The 14,527-nt window shown below is 69.6% G+C and carries 12 protein-coding genes and 1 pseudogene; 9 read left to right on the forward strand and 4 right to left on the reverse strand.

The features are described from left to right. The first annotated feature begins 1 nt into the window (after position 1). On the forward strand, positions 2–1,060 hold the full coding sequence (locus AVW09_RS12225) for a magnesium and cobalt transport protein CorA (protein WP_063258339.1): 1,059 nt from the start codon (positions 2–4) through the stop codon (positions 1,058–1,060). On the opposite strand, the gene AVW09_RS12230 is transcribed toward AVW09_RS12225, so the two are convergent. Next, positions 1,038–3,923, reverse strand: a complete 2,886-nt coding sequence (locus AVW09_RS12230; RefSeq protein ID WP_063258351.1) for an ATP-binding protein — start codon at positions 3,921–3,923, stop codon at positions 1,038–1,040. The genes AVW09_RS12225 and AVW09_RS12230 overlap by 23 nt on opposite strands. Before the next feature lie 70 nt (positions 3,924–3,993). Then, complete coding sequence (locus AVW09_RS12235) at positions 3,994–4,992, reverse strand: LacI family DNA-binding transcriptional regulator (protein ID WP_063258340.1); 999 nt, start codon at positions 4,990–4,992, stop codon at positions 3,994–3,996. Positions 4,993–5,089: 97 nt separating this feature from the next. On the opposite strand from AVW09_RS12235, the gene AVW09_RS12240 reads away from it, so the two are divergent. From AVW09_RS12240 to AVW09_RS12250, 3 genes are all read left to right on the forward strand, one after another. After that, complete coding sequence (locus AVW09_RS12240) at positions 5,090–6,124, forward strand: agmatine deiminase family protein (RefSeq protein ID WP_063258341.1); 1,035 nt, start codon at positions 5,090–5,092, stop codon at positions 6,122–6,124. Further along, positions 6,121–7,812: an amidase gene (locus AVW09_RS12245; RefSeq protein WP_063258342.1), complete on the forward strand. Its 1,692-nt coding sequence runs from the start codon at positions 6,121–6,123 to the stop codon at positions 7,810–7,812. Before AVW09_RS12240 ends, AVW09_RS12245 begins: the two co-directional genes overlap by 4 nt. A gap of 179 nt (positions 7,813–7,991) precedes the next feature. Continuing rightward, a complete protein-coding gene (locus AVW09_RS12250) occupies positions 7,992–8,204 on the forward strand; it encodes an ArsR/SmtB family transcription factor (RefSeq protein ID WP_063258343.1) in 213 nt (70 codons plus the stop codon). Between the two features lie 17 nt (positions 8,205–8,221). On the opposite strand, the gene AVW09_RS12255 is transcribed toward AVW09_RS12250, so the two are convergent. Continuing rightward, positions 8,222–9,079: a DUF3800 domain-containing protein gene (locus AVW09_RS12255; RefSeq protein ID WP_082822955.1), complete on the reverse strand. Its 858-nt coding sequence runs from the start codon at positions 9,077–9,079 to the stop codon at positions 8,222–8,224. A 299-nt stretch (positions 9,080–9,378) separates the two neighbouring features. Between AVW09_RS12255 and AVW09_RS12260 the strand changes: the two genes are divergently transcribed. From AVW09_RS12260 to AVW09_RS12275, 5 genes and pseudogenes are all read left to right on the forward strand, one after another. Continuing rightward, positions 9,379–10,413 (forward strand): type IV toxin-antitoxin system AbiEi family antitoxin domain-containing protein, encoded by a 1,035-nt coding sequence (locus AVW09_RS12260; protein WP_063258345.1) that lies wholly within the window; start codon positions 9,379–9,381, stop codon positions 10,411–10,413. Beyond that, positions 10,410–11,324: a nucleotidyl transferase AbiEii/AbiGii toxin family protein gene (locus AVW09_RS12265; RefSeq protein WP_063258346.1), complete on the forward strand. Its 915-nt coding sequence runs from the start codon at positions 10,410–10,412 to the stop codon at positions 11,322–11,324. Before AVW09_RS12260 ends, AVW09_RS12265 begins: the two co-directional genes overlap by 4 nt. A gap of 91 nt (positions 11,325–11,415) precedes the next feature. Continuing rightward, positions 11,416–11,733 (forward strand): annotated as a pseudogene (locus AVW09_RS12270) (amidase); the annotation flags it as partial. Between the two features lie 304 nt (positions 11,734–12,037). Then, on the forward strand, positions 12,038–12,247 hold the full coding sequence (locus tag AVW09_RS17315; protein WP_082822956.1) for a type II toxin-antitoxin system HicA family toxin: 210 nt from the start codon (positions 12,038–12,040) through the stop codon (positions 12,245–12,247). Between the two features lie 11 nt (positions 12,248–12,258). Continuing rightward, a complete protein-coding gene (locus AVW09_RS12275; protein WP_197462631.1) occupies positions 12,259–12,645 on the forward strand; it encodes a helix-turn-helix domain-containing protein in 387 nt (128 codons plus the stop codon). A 7-nt stretch (positions 12,646–12,652) separates the two neighbouring features. Here AVW09_RS12275 and AVW09_RS12280 read toward each other — a convergent pair whose 3' ends face one another. Further along, positions 12,653–13,987: a hypothetical protein gene (locus tag AVW09_RS12280; RefSeq protein ID WP_063258348.1), complete on the reverse strand. Its 1,335-nt coding sequence runs from the start codon at positions 13,985–13,987 to the stop codon at positions 12,653–12,655. Positions 13,988–14,527 lie beyond the last annotated feature (540 nt).

A 14,527-nucleotide genomic window follows, 5' to 3' on the forward strand; every position in this document is an offset into this window, starting at 1 on the left:
CATGGCACTTGTCGACAACGCGATCTACGTCGGTGGACGTCGCACCGGCAACCCCAGCACGCTGGATGAGACATTCGAGCTGTTGCACGAACGCAGAGGGATGGCCTGGATCGGGTTGTACAGACCCGCTGCGGAGGAAGTCCATGCCGTCGCCCGCGAGTTCGATCTTCACCCTCTTGCCGTCGAGGACGCGCTGAAGGGTCATCAGCGTGCCAAACTCGAGCGTTTCGGTGACACCTTGTTCGTCGTTCTGCGACCGGCCCGCTACATCGACGATCGCGAAGTGGTGGAGTTCGGTGAGGTGCATCTCTTCATCGGGCCGCAGTTCGTCGTGACTGTTCGCCATGCGGAGAATCCGAACCTCAGACGCGTGCGGGAGCGGCTGGAGTCCACCCCCGAGCTCTTGGCGTGCGGTCCCGAAGCGGTCCTCTACGCCGTCCTCGATGAAGTGGTCGACGGGTACGCCCCTGTGATCGCGGGCCTGGAGAACGACATCGACGAGATCGAGGACCAGCTCTTCGCCGGTGATCCGGAGGTATCGCGACGGATCTATGAATTGCTCGGCGAGGTGATCTCGTTCCAGCGGGCGACCCTTCCGCTGCGGGACATGCTCGATGCCCTCCGACGGGGAGCGGACAAGTACGGCGTCGACATCGAACTACAGCGCTCGTTGCGCGATGTCCTGGACCATGTCATCCGCATCACGGAGCGGGCGGACGGATTCCGCTCCCTCCTCGAGAACGCACTGACGGTCCATTCGACCCTGGTCACCCAGCAACAGAACGACGAGATGAGGCGGCTCTCGGAGGCGAGTCTCGCTCAGAACGAAGAGACTCGGCGACTCTCCGAGACCGGACTTGCACAGAACGAGGAGATCAAGAAGATCTCCTCGTGGGCCGCGATCCTCTTCGCCCCGACGCTCATCGGAACCATCTACGGCATGAATTTCACCTACATGCCCGAGCTGGACTGGCCCCTCGGGTATCCCGCGGCGCTTCTGGGCATGGTCGTCGGCGGCATCGCCCTGTATGTCGTCTTCAAGCGCAAGAAGTGGTTGTGACCCCGGCCGAGCCCCGCCGCGGGCCCTCGTCGAGCAGGGCCGTGAGGACGTCGGCATCCACTTGTCCGAGGGGGATGCCGGGCGCGGATGTCGGGATCTCCCCGATGTCCGCGCCGAGGCGTTCCTGTGCCCACCGCCAGAACGGTTCGTGACGGTCCTCCGCCCCGCGGACCGCAGCGGCGCGCTCGAGGGCCTCGCGGGCTCGGTCGGGGCGTCCCACCGCGGCATTCCATCCGGCGACCGCCACGAGTACGGATGCCACAATCGGGTGGTCGTGCGACCGGACTGCGAGCGGCACCGCGTCCCGGAGGGCGGCGCGGGCTTCGTCGAGGCGATTGAGGAGGATGAGGGCCTGCGCGCGCTGCGCGCCGGCCCACGCCCTGATCTGGTCGGGGAACCCCGGTTCGAGGCGGATCGCCTGCGACTGGCGCAGAGCCGCCGCGCCGTCTCCGGCGGAGATCTCGACCTGAGCGGCCGCCATCCGCGCCTGGGACAGGGCGCGGACCGACCCGTCGGCGGCGGCGATGGATTCCATGTCGGCTGCGCGCGTCCGTGCCTCGTCGAGCCGGCCGAGTCGGAGCAGGATGCCGACGGACTGCGCCCGCATCTGAAGGAGGTCGGACACCGACGACAGGCCGTCCACGATCCGGGCGGCGTTGTCGCTCACGGCCAACGCCTCCTGGAGTCGACCCGCGAGAATGAGCCACTCCGACCGCAGCTGACTGGCGATGCCCGTGCCCCAGGGGTCCCCCACCTCGGTGAAGATCCGCAGCGCCCGCTCGCTCTCGACGCCGAGGCCCGTCGCGTCGCCGACGTTCTGCGCGGCGCCGGCGCGCAGCATGTGGAGCGTCGCGCGCGACCACGGGGGTGCCGACGTGATCTCGCCGTCCGAGACGTCGACGTGCCACGCGCGGCCGGCCGGTGAGTCCTGCGCCCGCAGGACCGTCTCGGCGAGGCGGAGGAGCGGGGCGGCCAGGATGCTGATCTCGGACGGATGCCGGGATGCCGCCTCTTCGAGCGCGAGGCGCCGGGCCCGGAATCGCGCGGGATCGAACGTCGGAGTCTCGCCCGGCTCGGGGAAGGAGGCCGAAAACAGCGCGAGCGACTCGATCACGACGCTCGGCTCGTCGTCGAGCGGAGTTTCCGGATCAGCGAAGGCCGCGAGCGCGGGGCGAAGTTCCTCGATACGTTCGCGCACGGCCCACGCCCACAGCAGCGCGCGGAGCAACCGGCGTCCCGGTCGTCGGTCCGTCGAGGCCGTGCGCGTGCGGAGCGCCGCCGACAGGTTCTCCTCGTTGGCGTCGAACCAGGCGAGCCCCGCGCGGAGCCCCGGCCCGCGCATGGTCCGTTCCCGATCCGTGGCCAGCACGGTGAGCACGTCGGCCGCGCGCTCGCGGTACTCCGTCTCGGCGCCCTCGACCCGCAGTCGGTCGAGCCCGTACTCGCGGACCGTCTCCAGCAGGCGGAAACGGCCGTCGCGCCGCACCACCAGCGACCGGTCGACGAGGGCATCGAACACCGTGGCATCCACCCCGAACGCCTCGGCGATGGCGGCGGCGTCGCCGCTCCCGATGCCGTCGGGGAACACCGACGACGCGCGCAGCGCCACCCGCTCGGGGTCGGTGAGGGTGTCCCAGCTCCAGTCGATCAGGGCCCGGAGCGTCCGGTGACGGTCGGGGCTCAGCCGTGGACCGTGGGCGAGCAGCGCGAACCGGTCGCTGAGTCCGGCGTCGATCTCCGCGAGCGTGAGCGTGCGGGCGCGGGCGGCGGCGAGCTCGATCGCGAGGGGGAGGCCGTCGAGGCGCTGCACGATGCGCGCGGCCGTGTCGCGCTCGTCGGGGGCGGGCGGGATGCCACGCGCCGAACGCACGCGCCGGGCGAAGAGCTCGTCGGCGTCGAGGGCGGGCAGCGGGCCGAGGTCGACGAACGCCTCGCCGATGACGCCGAGCGGTTCGCGGCTGGTGGCGAGGATCCGCAGGCCCGGCGTGCTCATCAGCAGGGTCTGGGCGACCTCGGCCGCCTCGCCGATGACGTGCTCGCAGTTGTCGAGCACGATCACCACGTCGCGCCCGGCGACCGCCTCGATCACCCGGTAGCGGGGGCTCGTCGGCGCGCTCGCCGCCGTCTCGTTCAGACGGATGCCGTGCCCCACCGCACCCGCGATCGCCGCCCACACCTCGCCGCTCGCGGCCGGGGCGAGCTCGACGACGAGGGCATCCGCGGTCGCGCGCACGGTCTCGAGCGCGAGCGTGGTCTTTCCGGCGCCGCCCGGCCCGATCACGGTCACGAGCCGGTCGGTGCTGAGGCGTTCGCGGATGGCATCCAGTTCGTAGGCACGTCCGACCAGGCCGGTGATCGCCGCCGGGACGACGGGCGGTGCCGGTGCGGGCGTCGGGGCCGGTTCTGCGGCGGCGAGGCGCTCGGCGTGGCCGCGGTCCTGCCAGAGGTCGCGGACGAGCCAGTCGAAGCCGTCGTGCGGGATCCACGGGTCGCCGGTCCAGAGGGCGAGGGCGTCGCGGGCGCGCCCCGGATCGTTCGCGGCGCGCGCGTCGGCGACGAGGTCTTGGAACCGCGTGATGTCGATGTCGTCGCGGGACAGCTCGAGGCGATACCCGCCGGGGACCGACGCGAGCAGGCCCTCGGGGAGCGCTCGCCGCAGCCGCGACGCCAGCGACTGCAGCGCTGCGCGCGGGTCTTCCGGAGCGTCGTTCGGCCACACGTCGTCGGCGAGGGCGCGGTAGCCGACGGTCGTTCCGGCGTCGACGGCGAGGCGCAGCAGCAGAGCCTGCTGCCCGCGCCCGGGGACCGCTCCCTCGTCCGCGCCCCACGACACGGAGAGGCCGCCGAAGAACCTCACCTGCACGCTGTTCACTCTAGGTCCGCGGGCGTCGGGACCTGCGCTCGCGTGTCCCGGGCCGAGCGGGCGTCGCTGCCTACGCGGGCGTCCCGGGCCGCGCGGGCGTCGCGGTGCTCGCCCGCGCGCGCAGCAGTGGACGGTGCACGCGGAAGCGGTCCGCGGCATCCCCGGCGAGCGCCTCGAGGCACGCGGCGCCGACCTCCCGCGGCTGCAGGTCGAGCGCCGTGACGGTCGGGGTGAGCAGGGCGTGCAGCGGTTCGTCGACGTAGGCGGCGAGCAGCAGGTCCTCACCGACGGTGCGCCCCGCGCGGGCGGCGGCGGCCAGCGCGGGCGCCGCCGATCCGCTGGGCGCGACGACCACGGCATCCGCTTCGCCCAAAACCTCGGACATCGCGGCGGCGACCTCGTCCGGCGCCGGCACGAATCCGATCCGGCGCGACAGGGGGATGCCGCTATGTTCGGCGGTCCACTCCTCGTACGCGCGTGTGAGGTCGTGGCTCCAGGCGGTGCCCTCGGGCGGCAGCAGCATCGCGATGCGTCGCGCGCCCTGCGCCGCGAGATGGTCGAGGAGTTCGCGTGTCGCGTTACCGTGGTCGGAGACGACGCTGCCCGCGACGCGATCCTCCGCGCCGAGCAGCTGCTCGGAGCTCACGACGGGCCGCCCGGTCTCGAGGATCGCCCGGATGCCGGCATCCTCTGTCGTGGCATCCACCACGATGTACCCGTCGACGAATGCCGTCGGAGGGGAGGCGTCGTCCGGATCCCGGTGGGGGAGCAGGATGACGGAGAGGCCGAGGCGGTCGGCGGCATCCACGACTCCGAAGGCGAACTCGGTGTAGTACGGCAGGCGCGTCGTCCCGGGCGGGAGGTACAGGCCGATCGCGCCGTACCGCGCGGTGCGGAGGCTGCGCGCCGGGACGTTGACCGCGTACCCGAGGTCCCGCGCGACGGCGAGCACGCGATCGCGGGTCTCGGGCGACACCCCGGGCTTGTCGCGCAGCGCGAACGAGGCTGCGGCGATCGAGACGCCCGCCGCCGCGGCGACGTCGTGCAGCGTCGGTTTGCGCGGGGTCACGTGGGCCGACGTTACCCGACGGATCGGGTCTTGCGCTCGGGATACTTAAACGTTTAATGTCGCGAGTGTTACGACACCCCACCCCGAAGGATCCGCGATGACCTGGCGCATGCCGTCCGAGACCGCTCCGCACTCCCGCACCTGGATGGCGTTCCCGAGCGAGGGGCCGACCCTCGGAGACACGGATGCCGAGCGCGAAGCGGGATACGCCGCGTGGACCGCGGTCGCCCACGCCGTCGCCGAGTTCGAGCCCGTGACGATGCTCGTCGACCCGACCGAGCTCGCCCGCGCCCGCCGGATGCTGTCGAGCGAGATCGAGGTGCTCGAGGCGCCGGTCGACGAGTTCTGGCTGCGCGATTCGGGGCCGACGTTCGTGGTCGACCCCGAGCGTCCGGGTGTCCTGGGTGCCGTGGACTGGATCTTCAACGGCTGGGGCGACCACGACTGGTCGGTGTGGGCGAAGGCCGCGCAGCACGGCCGGATCGTCGCCGAAGCCGTCGGGGCCGAGCTGATCCCGTCGCTCCTCGTGAACGAAGGCGGTGGCATCCATGTCGACGGCGAAGGAACCGTCCTGCTGACCGAGACCGTCCAGCTCGATCCGCGCCGCAACCGCTACGCGACGCGCGAGCGGGTCGAGGCCGAGATGCTCCGGACGCTCGGCGCCACGCACGCGGTGTGGGTGCCGCGCGGTCTCACCCGCGATTACGAGGACTTCGGCACGAGCGGACACGTCGACATCGTCGCGACGATCCCCTCGCCCGGAGTGCTGCTGCTCCACGATCAGCGCAATGCCGCGCATCCCGACCACGCGGTCACGCGCGAGCTCCGCAGCTTCTTCGAGACGCAGACGGATGCCGCGGGCCGCCCGTTCCAGATCGTGGATCTGCCCGCACCCGCCACCATCCGCGACGCGGACGGCGACACCGACTGGAGCTACGTGAACCACCTCGTCGTGAACGGCGGCGTGATCGCCTGTGGTTTCGGCGAGGACGGGGCGGATGCCACGGCTCGCGGCATCCTGGAGGACGTCTACCCGGGCCGCCGGGTGGTGACCGTTGACGCCCGCGAACTGTTCGCGCGCGGCGGCGGCATCCACTGCATCACCCAGCAGCAGCCGGAGGTGTCGGCATGATCGATGTGGTCGAGGCATCCATCGCCGATCTCGCCGCCGCCCTCGCCGAGGGCCGCACCACCGCCGTCGAGCTGGTCGAGGCGCACCTCGCGCGCATCGACGCGTACGACAGTCCCGACACCGCGACGAAGCTCAACGCCGTTGTGGTCCGCAACCCCGACGCGCTCGCCGAGGCGGCCGAGTCCGACGCCCGCCGCGCGGCGGGTCAGGCGCGGGGGCTGCTCGACGGCATCCCGTACACCGCCAAGGACAGTTACATGGTGCGCGGCCTCACGGTCGCCGCCGGGAGTCCCGCGTTCGCCGACCTCGTCGCGCAGAACGACGCGTTCACGATCGCGCGACTGCGCGAGGCCGGCGCCATCTGCCTCGGGCTGACGAACATGCCCCCGATGGCGAACGGCGGCATGCAGCGTGGGCTGTACGGCCGCGCCGAGAGCCCGTACAACGCCGACTATCTGACGTCGGCGTTCGCGTCGGGCTCGTCGAACGGCTCGGGCACCGCGACCGCCGCGTCGTTCGGCGTCTTCGGGCTGGGCGAGGAGACGTGGTCGAGCGGCCGTGCGCCCGCGGCGTGCAACGGCCTGTGCGCGTACACGCCGTCGCGCGGCCTGATCTCTGTGCGCGGCAACTGGCCGCTCGTGCCCACGATGGACGTCGTCGTACCGCACACCCGCTCGATGGCCGACCTGCTCGCGGTGCTCGACGTGATCGTCGCCGACGACCCCGAGACGCGCGGCGATTTCTGGCGCGCGCAGCCGTGGGTTCCGCTGCCCTCTGTAGAAGAGGTGCGGCCTCCGTCGTTCGCCGCTCTGGCCGAGGGGTCCTCGCTGCGGGGCAAGCGGATCGGCATCCCGCGCATGTTCGTCGGCGACGACCCGCTCGTGGGGACCGGTCCGCGCGGCGTGGGCGGGCCGACCGGTGAGCCGATCGAGCTGCGGCCGTCGCTGCGCGAGCTTCTCGACGTCGCCCGCGCAGATCTCGAGGCCGCCGGCGCGATCGTGGTCGACTGCGACTTCCCGCTCGTGAGCAACTACGAGGGCGATCGTGCGGGTGCGCCGACGATCAAGACCCGGGGGTTGGTGTCGCAGGAGTTCCTCGACCGCGAGATCGTGGACCTGTCGGCGTGGGCGTGGGACGACTTCCTCCGCGCGAACGGTCACCCGGGGCTGGCGACCGTGGACGGCGCGGCGATCTTCCCGCACCCCTCCGGTGCCCTCCCGGATCGGTACACGGGCTTCGACGACGACATCGCTCTCTACCCGGCGCATGTCCGTGAGCACCCCGTCGCTTCGTTCACCGAGATCCGTGAGCTTGCCGCCGGCGTGCGCGGCCTGGAGGAGACCCGGCGCGTCGATCTGGAGGAGTGGATGGATGCCAACGGCTTCGCCGCCGTGGTCTTCACGACGCTCAGCGACGTGGCGCCCGCCGACGCCGACGTGAACGAGGAGTCGGCCGACATCGCGTGGCGCAACGGCGTGTGGGTGGCGACGGGCAACCTGGCGATCCGGCATTGCGGTGTGCCGACGGTGACCGTGCCGCTCGGGACGATGGCAGACATCGGGATGCCGAGCGGCCTCACGTTCGCGGGCCGCGCCTACGACGATGCTGCGCTGTTGTCGATGGCCGCGGCGTTCGAGGCGCTGCGTCCGCGGCGGACGGTGCCGCCCCGGACGCCTCGATTGGGGTAGCGCCGAGGCGCTGGGGCTCGGGCGGTTCGGGGCGCGATTCTCGCTTCGGGGCGTGCATCTTGCGCCCCAAGCGGCGGAATGCGATGCTCGCCGACCCGACGCGTCGGCGAATCCTCGATCTGCTGGCCGAACGCGGGGAGGCCACGGTCTGTTAGCTGGCCGGCGACTTTCCCGACCTCGTGGCATCCGGGATCTCCAAGCACCTCATGGGACTGCGAGCCGCGAACCTCGTTGTGGCCACCAAGGTCGGTCGCACCCAGCGCTACCGGTTGAATTCCGAGGCGCTCACGGCGGCTCTCGCTCCCTGGCTCGCTCGTTACGAGCCGTACCTCGGAGACGCGCTCACTCGCCTGAAGGGGTTGGTGGAGTCGGGGGTCGAGCCTCCGGCCTGAAGCTGACGCCCGCGAATTCACCCGGCGCGAAGATCGCGGTCGTCATGGGCCGGGAGTCCGTCGTCTGCCGAATAGCGCCAGTGCGCGTAGGGGAGGCTGATCTTGCGCGCGCCGCGGACAAAGGTCTCCTCGCCGAGAATCCAATGGCTGAGGTTGTTCAGCTTGTCGGGGAAGAGCTTCAGACCTGTTCCGCCGATGAGACCGCGGAGGTTGACGCATAGCATCGGCTGGATCAGCGGCATCAGTTCCAAGCCATGCGAGACTCCAGCCACGGCAGCCGTGACGCTCCCGGCGATGAGGTCGGCCAATTGCAGGTGCGGGTGAAGGTGCGACGGTGCGGTCAGAATCTGGGTCACGATCGCGTTCGGCCGGACGTACTCGGTTCCGACTCGCACCATCTCCGCGCGTTCGGCCAGCCAGCTCGCTTCGTCACGGTGGCTGCCGCCGGGTTTGTCGAAGACGATGACGCCGCGTTCGTTGGCTTTCTCGAGGTGGAACGAGATCCGCTCGAACATGAACGTGATCACCGCGTCTTCCGGCCCTTCGCCTCCCGCTGAGGCGGGCCCGTTCGTGTCCCAGGCCACGACGATGACGCGCACGTCGTGCGCTCGAGCGAGCTCCAGGATCCGTCGGCGCATAGGCGTCTGTATCGCCTTGCGCTCCTCGGACTCGGCCCACCAGTTGCGGCGCTGCGAGTTCGACCACTTTAACTCGACGTCGTGGGGCACCGAGAACTCGTCGTAGACCGCGCGGAAGGCCTGAGCGAACGGCTGGACCTGCGCTTCGTCGAAGATGGCGGCGCCGAGGGCGACTAGTTGTCCCATGTCTTCTCTTCGACCGCGCTGCTTGGTGTCGTCAACGTATGCGATCCGCATGTGTCTGCCCCTTGTCGTGCTTGACTTCGCACGGTAGCCGCGTGTCGAGGGCGGTTATCCCGCTCCCGACAGGTGGACCCTGAGGTGACGTCCCGACGACGATGCGGCGCTGCTGGCGATGGCCGCGGCACTTGACGCCGCGGTTGAGGTGAGGGGCAGCGAGCCGGGGGACCGCGGCCGTGGTCGACCAGGGTTTGGGGTGTGATTCGCCCCAATGGCGTGAATCTTGCGCCTCAACGTGAGGAACGACCCGGATCCCACTACTGCAAAAGTATCCACTAGAGGATACAATCGCAGACATGGGAGTGACTGCTGTGGCTGCTCGGGTGTCGAAACTGGCAGCCCGACAGTGGGGCCTGCTCACGACATCTCAGGCCGAAGCGGAAGGCGTCACCCGCTTGCAGCTTGCGCGCCTCGCGGATGCCGGTCTGGTCGAGCGCCTCGACCGAGGGATATACGCAGTGCCTGCCGCAATCGACGAGCGCGCCCCGCTGCGCGTCGCCTGGCTCTCTCTCGACCCGTCGGCACTCGCGGAGGAGCGTCTTGCTGACCCCATCTCGTCGGGGGTGCTCTCGCACACGGCGGCGGCGAGCCTGCACCGACTCGGGGACCTTCTTGACGACGTTCCTGAGATCACGCTGCCCGAGAGGAAGCAGAGCCGCCGTGGTATTCGCTTTCATCGTGGCGCGCTCGGCGGTGGCGAGGTGACGATCGTGGACGGACTTCCGGTGACGACCCCCGCACGCACCGTCGCGGACCTTCTGCGCGATGGACATGATCCCTCCCACGTTGCGGAGATCGCGGGCGACGCGCTTCGACGGGACCTCGCCTCGCGGCGCGAGATGGCGGCGATGCTGGAGCCCCTGGCGCGACGCAACGGACAGACCGACGGGGCCGCGCTGCTGGAGCACCTCCTGGATCTGGTCGGTTTGAGCAGCGAGGCGCTCGTTGCTCATCTCGCCGCGAGTGACCTGGGGAGAGCGCTTGTTGCGGCCGGCCAGTTCGACGCGATCAAGAACATCGTGGAGGCGGTCTCGGAGCTCGGAACGCCGAACAGCGGGATCGGCGCGATGGATCATTCGGCGCTGGCGGCGTTCGCTCGAGAAGTCGTCATTCCCCGGTTCGCCGACCGCGTCCTTCCCGTCATCGACACGTCCGCGATCATCGACGCGGCGAACTTTCCCGTCCCCCTCGATAGTGCGGTCTTCCGGGAAGCTCTTGCGACGAGCGTCTCCACGTGGCTGCCCGAGGTCATCCGAGCGCTACCGAAGGACGTTCGACCGCCGTCAAAGGTGGCTATGACCCCCGCTCAGAGAGACGAGTCGTCAAAATGACGATCGGCATGCCGTACAAGGACGGGAACGCGTTGTGGGCCGCGGTCACGACGCGTGCCAAGGCCGAAGCGGCGATCTCGGGCCAGGAGTCGGGCGTCGTGATCAGGCGATTCGTGATCGACCGATTCCTCGCGCGCGTGTTCGCTCTACCTGAGAACGGATGGGTTCTCAAAGGAGGCAACGCCGTTCTTACGCGCGTTCATGATGCACGCGCGACGAAAGACATCGATCTGCTCGCCGAACTGGGTGACCTCGACGACGCCGTAACGCGGCTCCGGAAAGCCATCGACATCGATCTGGGCGACCATTTCCGCTTTGTCATCACAGGTGCCAAGGCGGTGTCGGGTGGTCCGTTGCAGCCTGACGTCGAGGGTTACAAGGTCTCCGTCGACGCGTACTGCGGGGTGAAACCCCGTCATCGCTTCAGCGTCGATGTCGTCACGGGCTCTTTCATGACTGCAGAACCCGATGTCCAGATTCGTCCGGGCCTCGTCCCGTCTGTCGCCCCGACCAGCGTGCGTCTCTACCCCGTCGTCGACCACATCGCCGACAAACTCTGCGCGACCCAGAGCACGTATGGCACTGCAGGCGATCAGCCCTCGACCAGAGTCCGCGATCTAGTTGACCTCGTCGTCTTCGCCCGCACGCAGAGAGTCGACGGCGATGAACTGACCGAGGCTGTCGCCGCCGAATGGATGCACCGCGGACTCCCCGGAGTGCCATTCTTCTCGCCGCCCGAAACGTGGAGGCGTCTGTACGCGTCGCAAGCTCGACGCGTTCCTGCGTGCGGTGAGGTCGCCACATTCGACGGGGCCGTTGAATTGGTAGCAGCATTTCTGGAGCCGGCGATCGACCGGATCGCCATCGGTCGACGGTGGTCGCCAGACAGCGCAACATGGGTGGTCCGTTAGGGACGCCCACCCGCTTCCTTCGCCCGCTCGGCTTCGGCCGCGATGGCCCAGGCGATGCTCTGTCAGCCGCGGGCCTCGACATCCCTGGGGGTGGATGGATGCCAACGGCTTCGCCGCCGTGGACTTCCCGACGCTCAGCGACGTGGCGGCGGCCGACGCCGACAAGGCGTCGGTCGACATCGCGAGGCGGAACGGCGTGTGGGTGGCGACGGGCAACCTCGCGATCCGTCACTGCGGTGTGCCGACGGTGGCGGTTCCTCTGGGAACGTTGCCCGACGTCAGGATGCCGACTGGCCTGACGTTCGCGGGCCGCGCATACGACGACGCGGCGCTGCTGTCGATGGCCGCGGCGTTCGAGTCGCTGCGCCCGCGGCGGACGGTGCCGCGCCGGACGCCGCAGTTGGGATAGCGCCGAGGCTCTGGGGCTCGGGCGGTTTGGGGCGCGATTCTCCCTTCGGGGCGTGAATCTTGCGCCCCAACGAGCGGAATGCGCCCCACTCCCGCGCTCACGCTCCAACTGAAACGCCGTTCATTTGGAGCGTATGCAGGCACATGCAACTGCCATTGGAGCGTCGCGTCGGCGCTCGATCTCGAGCAGTGGTGGACCGGAGCAGCCATCGAGCTCAGGCGTCCACGGGTGATCATTCACTGTTAGAGGGCGAATGAACAAGTCCCCCCTTTCTTGCCGAGCAAGGGGGGTCTTTTCTATCCTGATGCGAGCGCAGAAGACACGAGACGTGCTGAACCACCTGAGAAGCATCGGCTGGGTCTACCTGCGAGATGGGCAAGGCAGTCACGAGTTGTGGGGTTTACCGGACGGGTCGAAGAAGGCGGTCGTGCCAGCGGGGCATCGAGAGGTGTCGGTTGGCGTGCTTCGGCAGATCCAGAAGGCCGGAGCAGAGCTTCCGGAGTCGTGGAAGTGACGGGAGGAATCATGGTTCGCACGTTCGATGTCACCGTGGAGCGCGAGGGTCGCTGGTGGGTGTTCGACATCCCGGAGCTGGGAACCGGCGGTCAAGCTGCGTCGCTGAACGAGGTCGACCACGAGGCGCAGGGCGTGGCTGCGATGTGGCTGGATGTCCCACCCTCCGAGGTCGCGGTCACTGTCAGCGTGCAGGGCGCCGAAGCCCTCCTGGACGAATGGGCCGCGGCAGGTCGAGAAGAGGCCGAAGCGCGGCTCGCCCAAGCTCGTGCCGCGGAACGGCGTCGGGCCGTCGTGGCACAGCTCCGCGCGCAGCGTTACTCCGCCCCGGATGTGGGTCGAGTGCTGGGCATCAGCCCGCAGCGGGTGTACCAGATCGAGAAGCGGAAGGCCTCCTGAGACCGGGTCAGCAGGCCCCGTCGACCCACGTGACGACGGTGGAGTTGTCCTTGTCCATCTCCCCGAAGGCGGATGTCACGCCGGTGGCGATGGTGTCGACGCCCTTGCGGAGGGTGCCGGTCGTGTCGAGCGTCAGCAGCGTGCCGACGGCAGTGGCGTCTGCCGGGACGGTGGCATCCACGTTCCCGGCCGGGGAGGCGGCTCCGGCGTCGGTCCAGGCGCGGCGGTGCATTCCGGTGCCGTTCACGTACGTGGCGTGGAGGTAGCTGTTGTCGTCGAGTTCGGCGAAGGCGGAGGTGACGCCCGTGTCGACGGCGTTGCTGCCCTTTCGGAGCACGCCGTCGGGACCCAGGGTGAGGAGCGTTCCGACCGCGATGCTGTCGAGCGGCACCGACACGTCGATATTGCTCGCGGCGTAGGGCGATCCCGCGGCGGTCCAGACGCGGCGGTGCATGCCGGTCGCGTCGACGTACGTGACGTGGAGGTTGTCGTTCCCGTCGAGTTCGGCGAAGGCCGAGTTCACCCCGCTGGCGATGGTGGCGCTCACCCGTCGGAGCACTCCGGCTGGGTCGAGTGTGACGAACGTCCCGACGGCCACACTGTTCGCGGGGACGGCGGCATCCACGTTGGCGGCGGGGTAGGCGGCGCCGGTGTCGGTCCACATGCGACGGTGCATGCCGCTGGCGTCGACGTAGGTGACAGTGAGGTAGTTGCTCTTCTCCAGTTCGGCGAACGCCGAGGTCACGCCGCTGGCGATCGTGGATGCCGCGCGCCGGAGCACTCCGCTCGGATCGAGCGTCACGAGGGTCCCGACGGCGCGGCTCCCGGTGGGCACCGTGACATCGGTGGTGCCCGCGGGATACTCGGCGCCCGTGTCGGTCCAAACCCGGCGGTGCGCGGTCTGGGTGGTGGTGCTCGGCGACGCAGTGAGGGTTGCCGCGGCCGTGGCGCCCGTGGTTGTGGCGGTGATCGTGCCGGGGGTGCCGCCGACCTGGACACGGATCGGCGGGAGCGAGACGCGCCCGCTCGCATCGGAGACGCCGGTGAACGTGCTCGCGCCGTTGTCGAAGCGGTATCCGGTCGAGGTGTTGACGATCACGCTCGTTCCCGTCTGCGCGACACCGTTCGTCGTGACCGTGACGTACGCGCCGGTGATCGGGGCACAGACCGTTCCCGTGTACGTGGTGCGGTCGAACGTGAGCACGGCCGTCGTGGAGGCGGATGCCACCGGCGCGACCGTCGCGATTGCCACGGCGGGGAGTGCCCATGCGGCGCCGGACAGCAGTCGGCGGCGACTCGGACCGACCTGCGTGGCGGCGGGTTCCTCCGTGGACGAAGTCATGTTGCGGCCCTTCGAGCGTCGGGGAGGCGAGCGGGGGTGGATCGCTCACTCTTTCAATTGGCGTCGGGTGCATTCGCGGGCCGTGTGCGCCGGTGGTGGTGGTGAAACGGACGCGAGGCGTCGGCTTGGCGGGTGTCGTTCACGTTCAAGCGAAGCGTGGTCTTCGGTTGAGATGATGCGCCGGGCGAAGGGCCTGCGGGGTCTGCAGAGACTCGACGCGGGGATTGAACGAACCGCGCGACCGGCCCGAGAGGGCTGGAAAGCTCGGCGCTATTGGCGATTCTCAGAGATCCGAGTGGCAGTCATTGGCCTGACATCCCGCGGCACCCGGCGCGGTGTGGGAGTGTGCCGGGTGCCGCGAGTTCGTGAAAACGTGTCCAGAAGGACCGATGCCGTGTTGGTGGGAGCGCCCGCCGAGAATCCGCCGGCCTGGCGCACGCCGCGTCAGCAGTCGCGAAGCGAGTTCACGCGCAGGCTTGCGGCTTTGTGTATTCGATGACGTACCAGTCCTGGTAGGTGTACCCGAGGGCTTTGGATACT

The organism is Microbacterium sp. T32 (assembly GCF_001619615.1).
In the GTDB taxonomy this organism is placed as follows: Bacteria; Actinomycetota; Actinomycetes; order Actinomycetales; family Microbacteriaceae; genus Microbacterium.